The organism is Pseudomonas sp. UF-293 (assembly GCF_058245595.1).
Genome location: NZ_JBSICA010000001.1, coordinates 281,092 through 298,077, shown reverse-complemented (window position 1 = coordinate 298,077; position 16,986 = coordinate 281,092). Strand labels below are relative to the sequence as shown.

The 16,986-nt window shown below is 55.8% G+C and carries 14 protein-coding genes; 3 read left to right on the top strand and 11 right to left on the bottom strand.

The features are described from left to right. The first annotated feature begins 5 nt into the window (after positions 1 to 5). On the top strand, positions 6 to 2,081 hold the full coding sequence (recG, locus tag AC4IHP_RS01345; protein ID WP_490830693.1) for an ATP-dependent DNA helicase RecG: 2,076 nt from the start codon (positions 6 to 8) through the stop codon (positions 2,079 to 2,081). 79 nt (positions 2,082 to 2,160) lie between these two features. Further along, on the top strand, positions 2,161 to 3,561 hold the full coding sequence (locus tag AC4IHP_RS01340; RefSeq protein WP_313870939.1) for an aminoacyl-tRNA deacylase and HDOD domain-containing protein: 1,401 nt from the start codon (positions 2,161 to 2,163) through the stop codon (positions 3,559 to 3,561). A gap of 151 nt (positions 3,562 to 3,712) precedes the next feature. Here the strand turns inward: AC4IHP_RS01340 and AC4IHP_RS01335 are convergent, their stop codons facing one another. Beyond that, positions 3,713 to 4,096, bottom strand: coding sequence for a helicase (locus tag AC4IHP_RS01335; RefSeq protein ID WP_064389575.1), 384 nt, complete (start codon positions 4,094 to 4,096; stop codon positions 3,713 to 3,715). A gap of 434 nt (positions 4,097 to 4,530) precedes the next feature. Here AC4IHP_RS01335 and AC4IHP_RS01330 point away from each other — a divergent pair, with 434 nt between their 5' ends. Beyond that, positions 4,531 to 4,893 (top strand): DUF6124 family protein, encoded by a 363-nt coding sequence (locus tag AC4IHP_RS01330; protein ID WP_490830692.1) that lies wholly within the window; start codon positions 4,531 to 4,533, stop codon positions 4,891 to 4,893. A gap of 58 nt (positions 4,894 to 4,951) precedes the next feature. Here AC4IHP_RS01330 and AC4IHP_RS01325 read toward each other — a convergent pair whose 3' ends face one another. The 10 genes from AC4IHP_RS01325 to AC4IHP_RS01280 all read right to left on the bottom strand — a co-directional run bounded on the left by AC4IHP_RS01325 (position 4,952) and on the right by AC4IHP_RS01280 (position 16,976). Next, positions 4,952 to 5,389, bottom strand: a complete 438-nt coding sequence (locus tag AC4IHP_RS01325) for a hypothetical protein (RefSeq protein ID WP_101161659.1) — start codon at positions 5,387 to 5,389, stop codon at positions 4,952 to 4,954. Between the two features lie 64 nt (positions 5,390 to 5,453). Beyond that, positions 5,454 to 6,527, bottom strand: coding sequence for a tetratricopeptide repeat protein (locus AC4IHP_RS01320; protein ID WP_490830789.1), 1,074 nt, complete (start codon positions 6,525 to 6,527; stop codon positions 5,454 to 5,456). A gap of 2 nt (positions 6,528 to 6,529) precedes the next feature. Next, a complete protein-coding gene (locus AC4IHP_RS01315) occupies positions 6,530 to 7,378 on the bottom strand; it encodes a tetratricopeptide repeat protein (protein ID WP_490830691.1) in 849 nt (282 codons plus the stop codon). Then, on the bottom strand, positions 7,365 to 7,910 hold the full coding sequence (locus tag AC4IHP_RS01310; protein ID WP_490830690.1) for a hypothetical protein: 546 nt from the start codon (positions 7,908 to 7,910) through the stop codon (positions 7,365 to 7,367). The genes AC4IHP_RS01315 and AC4IHP_RS01310 overlap by 14 nt, the downstream gene beginning before the upstream one ends. A 4-nt stretch (positions 7,911 to 7,914) precedes the next feature. Then, on the bottom strand, positions 7,915 to 8,370 hold the full coding sequence (locus AC4IHP_RS01305; protein ID WP_490830788.1) for a hypothetical protein: 456 nt from the start codon (positions 8,368 to 8,370) through the stop codon (positions 7,915 to 7,917). 87 nt (positions 8,371 to 8,457) lie between these two features. Then, a complete protein-coding gene (locus AC4IHP_RS01300) occupies positions 8,458 to 8,967 on the bottom strand; it encodes a hypothetical protein (RefSeq protein WP_463385278.1) in 510 nt (169 codons plus the stop codon). Continuing rightward, entirely contained in the window at positions 8,964 to 11,414 is a 2,451-nt protein-coding gene (locus tag AC4IHP_RS01295; RefSeq protein ID WP_490830689.1) for an alpha/beta hydrolase, read from the bottom strand. The genes AC4IHP_RS01300 and AC4IHP_RS01295 overlap by 4 nt, the downstream gene beginning before the upstream one ends. A 9-nt stretch (positions 11,415 to 11,423) precedes the next feature. Continuing rightward, positions 11,424 to 12,818 carry a TIGR01777 family oxidoreductase gene (locus AC4IHP_RS01290; protein WP_490830688.1) on the bottom strand — a complete coding sequence of 465 codons (1,395 nt, stop codon included), beginning with the start codon at positions 12,816 to 12,818 and terminating at the stop codon, positions 11,424 to 11,426. 458 nt (positions 12,819 to 13,276) lie between these two features. Continuing rightward, entirely contained in the window at positions 13,277 to 13,858 is a 582-nt protein-coding gene (locus AC4IHP_RS01285; RefSeq protein ID WP_136493193.1) for a hypothetical protein, read from the bottom strand. Then, a complete protein-coding gene (locus tag AC4IHP_RS01280; RefSeq protein WP_490830687.1) occupies positions 13,833 to 16,976 on the bottom strand; it encodes a glycoside hydrolase family 19 protein in 3,144 nt (1,047 codons plus the stop codon). The genes AC4IHP_RS01285 and AC4IHP_RS01280 overlap by 26 nt, the downstream gene beginning before the upstream one ends. Positions 16,977 to 16,986: the final 10 nt, after the last annotated feature.

The following is a 16,986-nucleotide window of genomic DNA, read 5'->3' as shown; positions in this document are numbered from 1 at the left end:
GCGTCATGACGGAGCTGTCGCAAGTGTCGGTGACGGCACTCAAGGGTGTCGGCGAGTCCATGGCCGAGAAACTGGCCAAGGTCGGCCTGGAGAATCTGCAGGACGTGCTGTTCCACCTGCCACTGCGTTATCAGGATCGCACCCGTGTGGTGCCGATCGGTGCGTTGCGCCCGGGGCAGGACGCCGTGGTCGAAGGCACCGTCAGCGGCGCCGACGTGGTTATGGGCCGCCGGCGCAGTCTGGTCGTGCGCTTGCAGGACGGTACCGGCGGGCTGAGCCTGCGCTTCTACCATTTCAGCAATGCGCAGAAAGAAGGCCTCAAGCGTGGCACGCGGGTTCGCTGCTACGGCGAAGCCCGGCCCGGCGCCTCAGGCCTGGAAATCTACCACCCGGAATACCGCGCGATCACCGGCGACGAACCGCCCCCAGTGGACGAAACCCTGACCCCGGTCTATCCGCTCACCGAAGGCCTGACCCAACAGCGCCTGCGCCAGCTGTGCATGCAGACCCTGACGCTGCTCAAACCGAGCACGTTGCCCGACTGGCTGCCGACCGAACTGGCCCGCGACTATCAACTGGCGCCGCTGGCCGATGCGATCCGCTACCTGCACAACCCGCCCGCTGATGCCGATGTCGACGAACTCGCCCTCGGTCATCACTGGGCGCAGCATCGTCTGGCGTTCGAAGAGTTGCTCACCCATCAACTGTCGCAGCAGCGTTTGCGTGAAAGCATGCGTTCACTGCGCGCGCCGGCGATGCCGAAAGCCACAAAGCTGCCACCGAAATACCTGAAAAACCTCGGCTTCAACCCGACCGGCGCGCAACAGCGCGTCGGCAACGAAATCGCCTACGACCTCAGTCAGCACGAACCGATGCTACGGCTGATTCAGGGTGACGTCGGCGCGGGCAAAACCGTGGTTGCGGCCCTCGCCGCCCTGCAAGCGCTGGAGGCCGGTTACCAGGTTGCATTGATGGCGCCGACCGAGATCCTCGCCGAACAGCACTTCATCACCTTCAAGCGCTGGCTCGAGCCGCTGGGCATTGAGGTCGCATGGCTGGCCGGCAAGCTCAAAGGCAAAAACCGCGTTGCCGCGCTGGAGCAGATCGCCAGCGGCACGCCGATGGTGGTCGGCACCCACGCGCTGTTTCAGGACGAAGTGCAATTCAAGAATCTCGCGCTGGTGATCATCGACGAACAGCACCGCTTCGGCGTGCAACAGCGTCTGGCGCTGCGGCAAAAAGGCGTCGGCGGGCGCATGTGCCCGCACCAACTGATCATGACCGCCACGCCGATTCCACGGACGCTGGCGATGAGTGCCTACGCCGACCTCGACACCTCGATCCTCGACGAATTGCCGCCCGGGCGTACCCCGGTCAACACCGTGCTGGTCACCGACACCCGCCGCGTCGAAGTCATCGAGCGCGTGCGCAGCGCTTGCGCCGAGGGTCGTCAGGCCTACTGGGTGTGCACGTTGATCGAAGAGTCCGAAGAGCTGACCTGCCAAGCCGCCGAAACCACGTTCGAAGACCTCACCGCCGCCCTCGGCGAATTGAAAGTCGGGCTGATTCACGGGCGCATGAAGCCGGTCGAAAAAGCTGCGGTGATGGCCGAGTTCAAGGCTGGCAACCTGCAACTGCTGGTCGCCACCACCGTGATCGAAGTCGGCGTCGATGTACCCAACGCCAGCCTGATGATCATCGAAAACCCCGAGCGCCTCGGTCTCGCGCAGCTGCACCAGTTGCGCGGTCGCGTCGGTCGGGGCAGCGCCGCCAGCCACTGCGTGCTGCTCTACCATCCGCCGCTGTCGCAGATCGGCCGCCAGCGCCTGGGCATCATGCGCGAGACCAACGACGGTTTCGTCATCGCCGAAAAAGACCTCGAACTGCGCGGCCCCGGGGAAATGCTCGGCACCCGCCAGACCGGCCTGCTGCAATTCAAGGTCGCCGACCTGATGCGCGACGCCGACCTGCTGCCCGCCGTGCGCGACGCAGCCCAGGCTTTGCTGGAGCGCTGGCCGACTCACGTCAGCCCATTGCTTGACCGTTGGCTGCGCCATGGGCAGCAATACGGCCAAGTGTGAGCACCGTCGCAGTTTGTGCAGGATCGTTCCTACAGAGCTGGTTATACTCCTGCCATTGTTTCAAAAACGGATACAGACCATGACCGAAGCTGCTCTCGTCCCCGAATCTCCGCAAGCTCCGTCTGTTATTCGGCTGCTGCTCAACAAGCTGGGCGTTGCCTACGAAGAAGTGCTCGACCACCACGGCCTCAATGCCTCGCGCAAAGTGCAGGCCGTGTTGCTGGACGACGCCGTGGGCGCGTTGATGGTGCTGTTTCCACAGAGCCAGTTGCTGGATCTCAATCGCCTCGCCGAACTCACTGGCCGCCGCCTCACAGCCGTGTCCACCGAGCGCCTGGAGAAGATGCTCGGCAAACACAATCTGAGCCTGCTGCCGGGCCTGCCGGCGCTGACCAGTTCGCCGTGCCTCTATGAAGAAAGCCTGCTGCGCGAGCCGAAGTTGCTGATCAACTCCGGCGAGCCGGGCCTGCTGCTGGAAATCAGCAGCGAAGACTTCAAATCGATGCTGACCAAAGCCAGCGCTGCCAACTTCGGCGAAGCCCTGAGCAGTATCCGCCCGAACCTCGACCGCCCGGACGATGACCGCGAGGAAATCACCCAGGCCGTGCAGGCGTTCACCGCGCGGCGCATTCAGCAACGTCTGGAAGCGACCATCGAAATTCCGCCGCTGGCCGAAACCGCGCAAAAAATCATCAAGCTGCGCGTTGATCCGAACGCCACCATCGACGACATTACCGGCGTGGTCGAAACCGACCCGGCACTGGCGGCCCAAGTGGTGAGCTGGGCAGCGTCGCCGTACTACGCCTCGCCGGGCAAAATTCGTTCGGTGGAAGACGCAATCGTCCGTGTGCTGGGTTTCGATCTGGTGATCAACCTCGCACTGGGCCTGGCCCTCGGCAAGACCCTGAGCCTGCCGAAAGACCACCCGCAACACACCACACCGTACTGGCAGCAGTCGATCTACACTGCCGCCGTCATCGAAGGCCTGACCCGCGCCATGCCGCGCGCCCAGCGCCCGGAAGCCGGCCTGACCTACCTCGCGGGTCTGCTGCACAACTTCGGCTATCTGCTGCTGGCCCACGTGTTCCCGCCGCACTTCTCGCTGATCTGCCGCCACCTGGAGGTCAACCCGCACCTGTGCCACAGCTACATCGAGCAACATTTGCTCGGTATCAGCCGCGAACAGATCGGCTCGTGGCTGATGCGCTACTGGGACATGCCCGATGAGCTGGCCACCGCCCTGCGCTTCCAGCACGACCCAAGCTACGACGGCGCCTACGCCGAATACCCGAACCTCGTCTGCCTGGCCGTGCGCCTGCTGCGTGGACGCGGGATTGGCTCTGGACCGGATGAAGACATCCCCGACGCGCTGCTCGAACGCGTCGGCCTGAGCCGCGACAAAGCCAACGACGTGGTCAGCAAAGTGCTTGAGGCTGAAGTCCTGCTGCGCGAACTGGCCTCGCAGTTCAGCCAGGGCTAAAACAGAACAGGCCCGCTCCCCAGGATTTAAATAGTCCCCTGTGGGAGCGAGCCTGCTCGCGAAGAATCCAACTCGGTCTCCCTGACCGCCCCGGATCGTTCCCACGCCCCACGTGGGAATGCATCCCGTGACGCTCCGCGTCACCAAAGGCTCAAGCCTTAGGCTTAGCCTTCCTCGGCACCAAGTACTTCATCAACCCCTGAAACCACATCACCAGCGCCGGATTACCCTTCAGCTGGATCGACTTGTCCTGAATCCCCTGCATAAACGCCAACTGCTTGTTCTTCGCCTGCATCGTGGCAAAGCCATAACCGGCATCTTTAAACGCAATCGCAAACGCCGGCTCCGCCACCACGCCAGACTTGCTGGTGATGCGCTGATTCTTCACCACAAAATGCCGCGCCACTTTCCCATCCAGCGTCTGCAATTGAAACACCAGATCCTTGTCACCCAGCTGCTGCTGGAACGCAGGATTTGTCCGGCTGGCCTTACCCATCAACAAACCCATCATCCACAGAAGAAAACGAAATTTCATGCGCACAGCCTCAAAAGGAAAATGAACGGCCGGGGCAGTGTAAGGGATTCGGACGATAACGCCAGTATCTGACGCTGTTGGAGGATGATGCAGACCATTTCGCGCACGATGACTGCCAAGTCACGATTCAAGGTTCCACCCCCGATCGTTCCCCCGCTCCGCGTGGGAATGCATCCCGAGACGCTCCGCGTCTCACCACTCACCTTTCCTACACCTGTTGAAACACATCCCTGTAGGAGCTGGCGAAGGCTGCGATCTTTTGATCTTCCGCCCCGCGAATCTATGGGAAATTTCCTGCGAAGTGCGGGGCTGTCCATGAACTAGGCGAGCTCGAAGATCACCGATAGGCTTTCTGCGTCATCGGGTATTCGGTGACCGGATGTGCAAGTCCGAATTCGGGAGCAATTTCTTCTTACTCCAAGGGATTTACACCGATGACCAATTCAACTACCAGCACCGAGGACACCTCCCCCTACGAATCCTTCGATTCAAGAAAACTACACGAAGCCGCCGAACGCGCCCTCGATCACCATTTGGGCAACCCCGGCCATCCACCGGTCCCACGCCGCGAAGGCTTGTTCAGCCTGAACCCGGACATCGACGCGGAAGCCCTCCTGGCCAACGCCTCGGAAGATCTGCTGTCCATCAGCATCATCGCTGCTGATCTTGCGGACGACATAGACGGCTCCCGCCGCTCGGTTGCACTGGCATTGAGCAGAATGGCGGACGGGGTGAGATTGATGGTGGAAGGGACGCTTGATCACATTGAAGTGCGGAACATGGCGGCCAAGTTTTAGCGAGATTCGCGGATGAAAAAGAGGGGGCGTTGAGCCCCCTTTCTCGATGATCCCTGTCTTACCACCGACAGCCTGTCTCTGGAGATGCATCCATGGTGATGTCTTGTTCAAATGAATACTTCTTTCCGGATTTGTAGTTCGTGTAAGTCATCCCGTAAATTCGAGCACCCTGGCTGACCATTTCATATTCGCCTGTCAGCGAGTCTTCGGACACTTCTACCCAAGTTGTCGTGAACTGAGAAGGCCGCCCCTCTGCCATGACTTCCTCTTCGACACTCCGATAGACAAGGGGAATGACCTTTCGGGACTTCGTGTACTTGACCCCTGCTCCGCTCCACCGTGAGACGGTGTCGTAATAGGATCGAAACTCGAAATTGATGTTCTTGCCTTCCAACGAACGGAAGCAGGAAACCTCGGTGGTAACCTCACCTAGGGCAGTCAGCGGTATTAGAAGAAGCGCAGAAATAAACGCAAACGACGATTTCAAACCGATCATTCCTTAGCGACTTATGGGCAATTGAAAGTGCATTTCTGCGAACTTTACGGGAATAGGGCCCGAATCATTTCTTGGAGACTCCAGCACTGCGCTCACCCACCCTCGCTGGGATCTTCGAAACCTTCCCCGCTTCAGACATTCGCGATGCGTATTGCTTGTACGCCGCCACCGCCCGCTCTTTATCGTTCACGGCCCAATAACTGTCAGCGAGATTCAGGTAAGCAACCGTCCTGTTTGGGTGGTTGGCAATCACTGCATTGAGCAACTCAATCGACTCAGCGTAGTAACCCGCCTCGCCCAGTAAAAACCCGAGGTCGTTGGACCAGCCGGGACGCTGCGGGTAGTAGTACTTTGCGACGATATAGCTATCCGGGGGACAAGTGTCATGCGAGCCACCGCCCATCAACGCGTAGCTCATCGTATCCTTGAAGGAAGAGTCATCACCCTTTCGGTAGGCTGCCAGCGCCATATCCAGCAAATCAGCCGAATTGACGGTCATCAATTTCTTTCTAACGCCCTCAATACTGCCAGTACGAGCAACCTGCAGCTTCTGCAGTGCTTCACGCCCATCGAAAGAAGCGAGAGTGATGGGGCCCAATGTCTGCACCGGCAACTCCACTACGCTGACAAGCGACCGATCACAGGAGTCGTTGTTCGCCACTTCCAGCAGAGCTTTCAGCTCAAACTGCTTTGAACCTCTGTTGAAGGCGAACAACAGGTTGAAGTTGTAAACCGCGTTATCTTCTTCGCTGGTTACCAGCGCGATGTAATCCCCATCCTCAACGAACGGCTGCTTGACGACAGCTTCCTCAGACTGCGGATCAATGACAGTCATGACGCCGGGGCGACCTTTGACTACATGGACGCTGAAGACACCCTGAAGAGCGGACGAGTACTGACTCTTGATCAGAGGCAGCGCCTTCGACGTATCGAGCAAAATTTCCTCATTACGTGCCTGCACCGGCGCGATCAACAACCGGTTGGAGGCCTCGTCCGCATCCCCTGTCAGAACAAATACCTTTTGCCGTGATGCATCACCCAGCAAGCTAGCCGGAATTTCCTTCAGGACTTGGGGCGCAGCAAGCGCGCATGAAGTGGTTAGCAGCCCAAGGCTCAACACGATAAAGCGGAAGAACATATTCACTGTTTCAGTCCCTGAATTTCAGATCGCTCAACGACGCGTTGCGGAATCTTCTGCGCTTTATCGGCGGCACTCATCGCGTCGCGGTATTCGCGGTAATAACGCTGCGCTTCTTCTTGCCGATCAAGTCGCCAGAGTGAATCAGCCATGTTCAGCATCAGCACTGTGCGTTTGCCGACAGCTTCAACGCCGCGATAAAACTTCAGCGCCAACTCATCGTTGCCGCCCTCGGCCAAGTAGAAACCAAGGTCGTTGTAAGCCTGAACATTTTGCGCCGGGGGATGGCACGCCATGTAGGATTCCGGGCTTAAAAAGCTCAGGCTCCATTCGATGGACTCTGCTCGGGACTGCGCCGGCTCAATGCTCGAAGCATTTTCCAGCAGGTCCTTGGGTGACTTAGTCACCAAGACAGGATTGAGCACCTCGCCCTCTTCGGAAACCCATTGCTTGCCTACCCATTTACCCTCACAAAACCGCTCGTAACTCTCAGCAAGCACGCAACCGGTTTCCATCGAGATCACATCGCAATGCCCTTGTGATGTCGCTATTTCCTCACCGTTCTCACCTATAACTACGCCGTACTCCACCGCAGTCGCCAGTAGAAATTTTTTGTCAGGGCTGAGCCATTCAGGGTAAGCCTGGGCACCAATGCCGGCATGGAACAACGGGAGCGTTTTTCCATTCGCGGTGAACCAGGCAGTGGTAGATTCCACGACGGGTGAAGTCCATTTTTTTGCCTGGAACGTCACTGTGTTTCCGGCGGCTCCCACTATTGGCGGGTCAACGGCAAAGACATTGGTAGCGCTGAACAAGCTGCTGATCATCAACACCCACTTAAGGCTGGCCATAGACGATCCTCTTCACCGCCGGGCTTTCTGACACTAACTGTCTCTTCGTAACGCCATAGGCCTTGATCAGCTCGTCCCGAGATCCCTTCGAGCCAAACGAGCGCTGGTTATTATCGAAGCTGTATTGCTCCAATCGCCCTGCTGTCGAGTAATACCCATGCCATTCCGCGCAGGCACCACAACCGCCATAGCCGCCTATCGAAACAAGACTGCCCTTGGTGCCTTCCACGCAATCCATCGCCACAACGACATTGCTCAACATCTTCGTCTTCGCACCGTCGGAAGTGAGTTGTGAAACTTTGCTGATATCGCGTCGAAACGCCTTGCTACCGATGTTGATGGTCTGGTCGGAGCAGACCGGGATGACGTGGGTTTGCGCACCATCCACCGTCACCGATCGGCAGGACGACACCAACACCACTTCAACACCGCCGCACTGCATGACATCGCGCTGGGTAAAGGCGTCCGAAGGCGCGGCGAGAGCTGGCAGAGAGAGCAGCAGCGAAAGACTGCCCGCGAGAAGACGGTTCATCCACTCACTCCTCATCCATCGGCGACGATTCCACGTCGGTCATGCTCAGCAGCCGGAATTCGTTGTTCACAAATTCGTAGTAACGGTCCCGGTTACCACTTTCCAAAGCATTCCCCTGCGCATCTTCTTCGCCGTCGAGCGTGATGCCGGAGACGATGATCATGCGGCTGTCGGGCTGATATGCCATGCCGAACGTGCTGCCGTCGTAAGCATTCGGCAGACCGCCAACGACTTCCCCAGTCTGAGCATCCAGCACTTCGCCGCAAATGGCGCTGCCGCCACAGCCGAGCCTGTGCAGGATGTAATGGCCGGCGAAGTTGACCTTGCCTTTCAGGGCTTGCACCCGTGCCTGATCCATCATTGGGCTGCTGTTTTCTTGCGGCACCAGTTTATGGTTGGGGCCGGTGAAAACAGGTGTGACGGTGTAATCCTTAAAGGTTGGTTCGACAGCGAATGCCATGGACGCGGCAGCCAATATCAAGCTGCCGAGAACAATCGAAAATCCTTTCACGTAGTAACTCCGTAAATGCCGTGGGGGACCGTCGGCTTACTCAGCCTGCCCTTCGTAACGCTGTGTCTGCGGGTCGAATTGCCACAGATGTGGCCGGGTCATGGCCTTTTCACCCTTGTAGCGAATCCGCCCGCGCTTGTCCCTGATGTAGGAGTAGATCTCGATGTCCTTGAACTCACCTCCCCCCTTGGCTGGTCCGTCCAGAACTTTGACCCCGGCGAAGTAATCGCCGCCCGAATACCTCAAATAACCACGGCACTGGATCAGGAAGGCGAATGTGCTATCCATTGATGAGCCAATGCCGACGCGGGAATTGAAGATGAAGTCTTCGATGCCATCGCCATTTAGATCGCCGCGAAAAACCACGTGGCCCGGATCGATAGAAAATTCTTTTCCATCGAGACTGGAAAGTATGTCTTCCGGATGTTCACTGCTCTGCGACCATTGCGATAAGAAATATTTTGAGTCAGCTTCCTGATTGCAAACATCTGCCGCCATAACCGCTATCGGCAACCAGCTCACACATAACACCAGCAATCGTTTCACTTCGCATCCTTCGAATTGATCAATTCCAACTCACCATCCCGATACAACACCTCACACCCCACCCACGCCGGATCCACCTGCGGCATCACCGCCGATGGCTTGCGCAATTCGCGCAGCAACGTCGAGCCATGCGACAGCCGCCCCCCCATCCGTGCAATCACTGCCCGCGCCGTTTGGTAATGCGCGTGCCGCCCCGGATCGAGGGTGTCTTCGAGCAAAATATCCTCGCCCAAAATGCCCTGCACCTGCCCCGGATAAATCATGAACCCGGTGGCCTGCTCCGCACCTTCGCGACCGTCCTGCCAAAAGCTGCCATCGCGGGTGCGCACATCCGGATGCGGCGCAAACCAGTGCTCGCGATCCGCCAGTGGCATGGCGTGGTGCAGACGAAAGAAGATGCGCATGAGGTTGTCGCGATACCACTCGCGCACTTGCAGGTAGTAACCGCGCAGGCCCGGCAGGCCAGTCGAATGCGCGAGGCGGATCAGCCCTGGCCATTGCGGGAATGGCTGTAGCGGCAGATCGCTCGACGCGGGCCGAGGGGTGGCCGGATCGGTTTCCCAAGGCAAGCGGTGAGGACTGTTTTCAAGGTTGTCGTAAGCGGTTGGCGGGCGGCCCAGCCAATCACCGCCGCTGCTCGCCAGCGCTGTGGCGATGCACAGATTGCCTTGCACCACGAACACGTAAAACCGGGTGAACCAGTCCGCTAGTTGTTGGCCATCGGCAGCTTGGGCGACGAGTTCGGCCAGTTCCCGATCGAAGCGCTGCAAGCCGTTTTCAAGATTCAGCAAATGGCCGCGAGCCTTGCGTTGCATACGCAAAAACAGCGGCAACGAACGCAGCATCTTCAGCGGTTGCCACGGCAGATGTGGCGTCGCGCCGCCAACTTCACCAGCGTAGTTATCGGCGCTGATGCCCCAGCCGGCCAACCGGGCGAGGAACAAATCATTGTTGATGTAGGACGCGCCGCCGAACACTGCGGTGAACGGCTCGTTGTCCTGCAACACCCGCGCATCCCAACGCGCCATGATCGCCGGAATACTCGCGGCTGCTCGGCGCTGGGCGTATTCCACCAGCACGCTCGGTTGCGGCGGCAGGATCTCGGCGATGTTCGCGGCGGTCAGGTGTCTGCGCCAGCCGTAATCGCTGATCGGCCGGTATTGCAGCAGCCACAGTTGTGAGCCGTCCCAGGCCCATTCGACATCGCCGGGCACGTAGTGGAACACGCGCAGTACGTCTTGCAAAAAGCGCCAGAGCAGGTCTTCGGTCAAACCGTGGGACGGCGTGAACGTGCCGCTGCGCCAGGCATCGCCGAGCCGCGAAAGCGTTGCCCGCGAGGGGCTGACGTGACCGTCGGCCAGCGATTCGAGATGGCCTTCCACCCACTCAAGTTCTACCGAGAGATGGCGCACGAAAGCGATGCCGGAAACGACCGGCGTGATGAAGCGCTGCACCACCACTTCCTCGACACCTTCGGCCGTCAGTTCGGCAATGCGTTTCGGCACATTGGCGGACGGCTCGCGCAGATAGGTGGTGCTCAAACCGGCATTCGCCGAGTCGGCCTGATCTTCACCGTAACTGGAGGATCGCACCGCCCAGGTCACATCAGGTTGGGCGACGAGAAATGCCGGCAGACGCGGATCGGTGCAATCGTTGAGGGTCAGCGCTGCCGGTACCGCTTGCCGGGCCAGTTCAGCCAGGCGCAAACGCCCACCCTTGGTGTGCGCGACAAACCCGCGCTCGCCCGACTCCAGCCACTGCGCGATCTGCGCAGGCGAGTCGATCCACGGGTAATGACCCCAACCAGATTTGAGGCTGATGGTCAGATCAGCGCGCGCAAGAATCGCCGACCACGCCGCCGCTTGCTCGATGCCGAGCACCGCGTCCTGATCGCCCCAGACCAGCTCGACCGGATCGGTGATCCACTCCAGCAGCGGCAGCGCAGTGTCGGCGCGAACCAAATCCCAGTGCGGTACGAACGCACGGCAGCGCGCATAACCGGCGCCCATGCGCTGGTACTGCGCGGGTGTCCAAGTCTGGTTGGAAAACTTGCGCGCGAACAGCGTGGGTTTGTTCGACAGCAACCAGTGGATGGTCTTGCGAATCGGCAGCGGTGACATCAGCGCCGGCAACCGCCGCTGCCAGAGAAACGCCCCCACCGGCGCCAGCAAAACACTGCGGGAAAAGTGCCCGGGACGACGTTGCAACGCATGCAACACCAGCAACGCATTGACCCCGACTGCCATGATCGCGCTGCCCTTCTGCGTCATCGCCAACAAGGTCTGCGCGTAGTCCGCCAGATCCTCGCTGGGTGGCAGCGGATTGGCGCCGAAGCCCGGCAATTCCAGCGGCACCACGTCGTAGCGCTGAAAGTGCGGCAGCGCGTCATCCCACCAATCGGCAGCGCTGCCGTTGCCGGCCAGCAGGTACATCAACGGCTTGCTCATGAGCGATCCTCAGGTCAGATCGCGCAGAGCGGCGTCGAGGGTTGAATAGCGGAATGTGTAGCCTGCCTCGGTCAAACGCTGCGGCACCACGCGCTGACCGTCGAAGAACAACTGCGCCATCTCCCCCGCTATTGCACGCACTGGCGCAGCGGGAATGTGCAACCACACCGGACGCTTGAGGACATTGCCGGCCTGCTCGGCGAACGCCGCCTGACTGACCGTTTCGGGCGCGACCATGTTGTAGGTGCCACGCAGATTTTCGCCGTTGAAAGCCCGCGCGATCACCTGAAGCACATCGTCGCGATGTACCCAGCTCATGATCTGCTGACCGTCACCCATGCGCCCGCCGAAACCCAGGCGGAACGGCAGCAGCAACGGCGTCAACGCACCGCCGGGGCCAAACACCACGCCGAGGCGCAGCACCACCTGACGCACGCCAAATTCCGTGGCCGGTTGCGCGGCGGCTTCCCAACGCGCACAGAGTTCGGCCATGAAACCGTCACCCTTGCTGGCGTGTTCGTCGAGGTTTTCACTGGCGTCGCGCACGCCGTAGAAGCCGATGGCCGAGGCTTGAATCCATAGCGTTGGTTTGTGCTTGGTGTTTTTCAGCCAGGTCATCAACGCTTCGGTGGTGCCGACTCGACTGGCGAGCAGTTGCGCCTGACGCTTGGGAGTCCAGCGTGGGCCGGCGACGGGGGCGCCGGCGAGATTGATCACTACGTCGAATGCTTCGTCGTGGCTGAGTTCGCTGAACGAATGCACACAGCGGACGCGGCCGTTGAATAGATTGGCCGCGCTCCACGGATCGCGCGTCAGTACGCTGACCGAGTGGCCGGCGTCGAGTAATTGATTGACCAAGGTTTCACCGATGAACCCGGTGCCGCCGGTGATTAGCACACGCTTGAAAGCGCCGCCGGCAAACGGGTTGGATTGGCTCGGAGTCTTTTCTGAAGGGGATTTCCGGCGGTCATGCCGATACAGCCAGAATAACGGCGGCACCAACACCAGCAACGCAAAACCGTCGAGCCACAGGTGCGACCAGACCCGTTGTTGCGCTGAAAGCCACATGTCCTGCGGCGCCCATAACAGGATGCCGGCGCTCAACCAGCCCCAGACTGCCGGGGTTTTCAAGCGATTGCCCAAGTGCACCAGCGCGAGCATGTACAGCGAATAACTTTGCAGCGTCGCGCCGAACAGCGCGAGCCACCAGACTTGTTGTTCGTGGCCGGCGGTGGGAACCGCATCGGCATCCCAGAACGACAGTTCGAGGACTTGCAGGTAGCCATCGAGCAAGCCGGAGTCACCGGCCCAGGTCAGGGTAAGACCGGCGAGGATGTGCGTGATCGCAGCGGCATATAGCCAAAGCACCAACGCTGGGCGAAGCGAGGAAGAAGAGGCTGGCATTCCGTGTCCTGAGCGCGTTCCTTGGGGGTGGGGAGTTTAAAGGAAAATCGCGGTCGTCAGATGCTCGAGCGTTAAACGTTTTAGCGTGAGGGATTCAGACAAAACTTTTGCAAAAACCGCCTCAAACAGCCCCTCGAAATTCAAATGCAGTGGCTGGCTTTGATCGGCGCCGTGGCTGACGATCCCAATCGCCCCACGTTGAAGACGCCCAACTGGTCACCTTTGTCAGCCGCCATTTGATAACAGGCTAAAAGAAAAAGAGGACAGACCATAAAAGAAAAAAGGGACAGACCGCGTTTTTCGGGTAATTGCTAAAATCGTGGTCTGCCCCCATTTCACTGTCCCCATTTCACCCATGTCTCCATTTCACCCAAACGGGGCAGATTTACTCATGCTCAACGATAAAATAGCCATCGCACGAAACTAACAAAGCCGAACCCCCATGCGACTTCGAAATTTCATTTATCCTGCGCGGTAAAATATTTTTTAATACTTGCAGCGTCTTTATAACTGCAAACCACCTTCGCTCCAGAAACTAAGTCCTTTCCATCCTTGCAGTTTTCCAAAGCTGGATCAGATGGGTCACCTGTGAAATAGAGCAATGAAGCGTTTTCACCATCGACCCTGAGCGGAAGCTCCATGACTGAATACGAAAAACCATCAAACGCGGAGTCAGACAGCTTGCTCTTCACCAAGACATACATTGATTTACCGCGTCGCTCCGGAGATTTCCAATCGTAGAAGAAGACGGAGGCAATTTGATCACCCTCAACTTTCCAAACATATTTGAAAAATGTTTTATCTGAACCAATCGGAGAATAATATATTTCGGCGTCAGCAACATACTCTCCGTTCACCAGTTTTTTCAGACTATTTTTTAAAAAGAACACTGCAATCTTTTTTTCTCCTACTGAAGCCACGACCGCTGGATGAAACTCACTCAATGTAGGTGCCGCATCTGCTAACACATTGGATACGACCAAGCTTATGACCATCGCAAAAATGCAACGAATTTTAGACAGTTTCAAATATTTTTTCATTTTTATATATCCTCTGGAAATGCTTCCGACGTTCATCATAACTATCAGTATCTCTGTTAATAATACGAGTAACAGCATCTACGTTTTCGTCCGCATCACCCTTATCCGCTTCTACAAAAATATTGTTTTTAAGCCAGAAATAAACACCCGAACGAACAGAGTATTTAAACTGTGTATGCAAGATATCCGGCTGACCAACAAAATCAACTTCTTCATCCCAGAACGTTTTATGATAATCCTTAAAGGCTTGATAGTTTGCTTTACCCGTTAAATGTTTAAGACCTCTACCACGATATTTCCACCCCTCACCAGACGATATATTGCCGTTACCTAATTTCCCGCCATATGCTCGATTCGCTATCGCGATCTGATTTTCGTGAGACACATATTTATTAGATCCTGGATATCCATAAAGTGTTGCTTCATCAGGGTGATCCCTAAAATACTTAAATGTACCCTTTAGGCCAGGCACTCCATAGGTAAAGTCCTCTACCACCGCGCACTTCGATCCAATTTCCTGCCTTACCTGAGCAAAAAAGTGACTCAACCTCAACGGAGTATCTAATTTATATCTTTCACAGTTTTCATTTAGCTGGGTGGCAACTTCCGCCAATAAGACATCTTGTTCAGAGGTATTTTTTAGTCCTTCAAATACCCTTTTTAACATCTCGACGGTGATCTTTATTTTTCCGCGACTACCGATCTGATTACCAAGAAATGCAATTGGATGAAAATGCCATAAAACGCCATCACCTAAGCCTTTAGACTGTATAACTGAATCATCCCAAAATATTAAACTATCTATTCGTTCTTTTTCGTGACTTAGAACAGATGGGTAATTCTCCAGCAATGTATCCAGCCGCGCCCATTTGGAAGAGTCCGACTTAGATTTCCACTCCGTAGGGTGATATGCAATGAGCTTTGACCAATGATCCCTGAACTCAATATTCTTGAGTGCAATCGGGAAATCTTCGGGAGTGACTTTTTGATCTCTGTTACCAAATCGATCCAAGTCGTTATATAAGGTCTGGAAGAATTCTGGCATATCATCAGGATCCAGAAAACCATCAGAATTTGAATTTGATTCCTTAACGACGCGAAAGCCTAGTTTTTCCCAGTCGTGCTGAGCAATAAGCTCCGCCCCTTCTTTTTTGAGCAAACCCGATTTGCTTTCTGATTCATCAACTACGGTTACTTCGTACCACTCTTCAGGGTCCTTATAGATAACAGTTTTCCCAAGCTCCACAAAGGTTTCATTCGAAATTGTCACAACCCCAGTTAGAGGGGGCTTACTTTTCAAAGTTGTATTCGCTGGCAAGTGCAAGTATTGCTTTCCTTGCTTCACTGCTGCCTTGTTTTTCAAGAAATCCTCAATTCTCGGATCTGCCGAAAAAATTTCCACATGGACTTGATAACTTCTCGAAACCCCTCCATCAGGACCTGCCAATGTTTCATTTAAACCAAGAAAGCCGATTACGTCACCTGCCTTAATTGCCGTATCCATAGCTACGACCTTGTCAAACTCCGTAGGAATCAATCCAAGCAGTTGAACATAAGGCTTTTCAACACAAGCCCAAAAAGTTGCTGGGACAGGAGTGGAATGGCTTTTCAAACCGGTTGCAGTGCCAGAAGTACTTGGCACGAAGCAACATTCCGCCATTTTGTATGACTTAGAGCCAATCTTCAGGCTAAAAACTTTCCCACTATCAAATTCTATTACGCTATTTGTACAAAGTACTAAATCTTCGTTTTGCCCCAGACTATTTACCTGTCTCATTGCAGCCCCAGCTAAAGCGCCGTTACTCTGCGGTGAGGGGGCTACCCTTAAGGTAAGCCCAGAGCCGGTAACTATAGCTCTGACCTTGCCCTTCCAATAATCTGGCTTCTTTCGCTCCGGTGCAGTTATTGCTTTCCAGCTCGCACTGCCATCACCTCTTGGGTATGCAACACCGTTTTGCTTGTAGGCGAACCAGAAATCCTGTCCTGGCGTGCGTCCACCTACTGTACCTTTAATTAGTTTGCCTTTCGCGTGGATGTGATCAGAGTGCTCTTCAAGTATTTCAATTTGAGTTCCAGCAGAAATCGAACCGTATTCGATGCAGCCAGTCGCACCAGCAACATCGCTTCGAGCTTTAAACCCACTTGCGATCATCTTTATTTTCTGATGGCCCGTCTGTTCTGGTTCATCCGCGTACCTCTGGTATGGTAGCAAATGCATATACAGGCTATAAAATACGAGTTCATTACTAGTATTGGGCACGACCTCTTTATTAGGTGGTGATTTATAGTCGTGCTTGACAAGGCAGAATGAATTTGAGTACTTCAATTCCTCTGTAGTACTCGAACCTTCAAACTCAGTCTTTAAATAATCCTCATTCAACCGATAGGCTACGACGACACCATCTCCAATACAACGAATAGGTTCATCTCTCACACACTGCGGAGCAGTCTTATGCGTGATATGAATACCGCCATGCCAAAATCCATGATTCCCAAGTAAAAAGTTACCTGAGCTTTCACTCTCAAGTGCTTTAAAGATTTCTTCAGCATCCTTAAATTGCGATCCGTCCGCTTTTCTAAACGGGTACTGAAAATTCATTAATGGTGTAGATTCTACCGGTGCAGGTGCAGGTGCGGGCGCAGGTGCGGATCCTTCCCCCGTCCGAGTCGATTCCTTAACCCTTAGAAATTTTGTAGGGACTGGCCAAAAATATGCTTTGCTATAGGCACCAAACTTTGCAGTAGCTGGACCAGAGCTTTGCGCCCCAAAAAACTCACCATATTGAGAGTCCAGCGTACTATCATAGTGCTCTACGATACCCGTATGATTTAGCGTTTTATTATCTCGATTAGAGATTACGTTAATCCAGAGTACGATATCTCCTCGCCTCACATTAGCAGGACTAATTACATCATAGTATTGAAGTGCGGCTGCACTATTTAGCCCCGCCGTATTCTGGTAAGGAACTTGATATCCAGCGCCTGTGAGCAACAGGTTTACCATATGAGAGCAATCGACGATTTTTTTGCCATTTTCTACGACGAAACCATCTCCTCCTTCCTTATATCTATAGTTAGCACTCGTATAGTTACTTGATAAATCTAGTGGCTCTGTCATTTCTGCTTCC

Coding starts and splice junctions, on each gene's coding strand:
- recG (WP_490830693.1), top strand. CDS start 6: ATGACGGAGCTGTCGCAAGTGTCGGTGACGGCACTCAAGGGTGTCGGC.
- AC4IHP_RS01340 (WP_313870939.1), top strand. CDS start 2,161: ATGACCGAAGCTGCTCTCGTCCCCGAATCTCCGCAAGCTCCGTCTGTT.
- AC4IHP_RS01335 (WP_064389575.1), bottom strand. CDS start 4,096: ATGAAATTTCGTTTTCTTCTGTGGATGATGGGTTTGTTGATGGGTAAG.
- AC4IHP_RS01330 (WP_490830692.1), top strand. CDS start 4,531: ATGACCAATTCAACTACCAGCACCGAGGACACCTCCCCCTACGAATCC.
- AC4IHP_RS01325 (WP_101161659.1), bottom strand. CDS start 5,389: ATGATCGGTTTGAAATCGTCGTTTGCGTTTATTTCTGCGCTTCTTCTA.
- AC4IHP_RS01320 (WP_490830789.1), bottom strand. CDS start 6,527: ATGTTCTTCCGCTTTATCGTGTTGAGCCTTGGGCTGCTAACCACTTCA.
- AC4IHP_RS01315 (WP_490830691.1), bottom strand. CDS start 7,378: ATGGCCAGCCTTAAGTGGGTGTTGATGATCAGCAGCTTGTTCAGCGCT.
- AC4IHP_RS01310 (WP_490830690.1), bottom strand. CDS start 7,910: ATGAACCGTCTTCTCGCGGGCAGTCTTTCGCTGCTGCTCTCTCTGCCA.
- AC4IHP_RS01305 (WP_490830788.1), bottom strand. CDS start 8,370: ATGGCATTCGCTGTCGAACCAACCTTTAAGGATTACACCGTCACACCT.
- AC4IHP_RS01295 (WP_490830689.1), bottom strand. CDS start 11,414: ATGAGCAAGCCGTTGATGTACCTGCTGGCCGGCAACGGCAGCGCTGCC.
- AC4IHP_RS01290 (WP_490830688.1), bottom strand. CDS start 12,818: ATGCCAGCCTCTTCTTCCTCGCTTCGCCCAGCGTTGGTGCTTTGGCTA.
- AC4IHP_RS01285 (WP_136493193.1), bottom strand. CDS start 13,858: ATGAAAAAATATTTGAAACTGTCTAAAATTCGTTGCATTTTTGCGATG.
- AC4IHP_RS01280 (WP_490830687.1), bottom strand. CDS start 16,976: ATGACAGAGCCACTAGATTTATCAAGTAACTATACGAGTGCTAACTAT.